Annotated in this window: 1 protein-coding gene; it reads right to left on the bottom strand. The window is 58.2% G+C overall.

Features of this window, described 5'->3' with window-relative positions:
- A partial coding sequence (locus SB756_RS34105; protein ID WP_410913758.1) for a hypothetical protein occupies positions 1-244 on the bottom strand: 244 nt, incomplete at both ends.

Below are 244 nucleotides of genomic sequence, written 5' to 3' on the forward strand. Positions count from 1 at the left end.
GCCAGTTGATGGTCTCCTGCCAATAGTCCTGCAAGTGGATCGACTGGCGAGCCTGGCTGAACAGGTCGTCGAAGCCGTCATACAGGTTGAAGACGATAAAGATGCCCACCGCGAGGAAGGCCAGTAGCTTGATCAGCGATTCGAAGGCAATTGCCAGCACCATGCCGCGGTGGTGTTCGGTCACATCCAGGCTGCGTGTACCGAACACAATGGCGAACAGCGCCAGCACCAGCGACACCACCAG

This window comes from Pseudomonas sp. SIMBA_068 (assembly GCF_046534705.1).
Lineage (GTDB): Bacteria > Pseudomonadota > Gammaproteobacteria > Pseudomonadales > Pseudomonadaceae > Aquipseudomonas > Aquipseudomonas putida.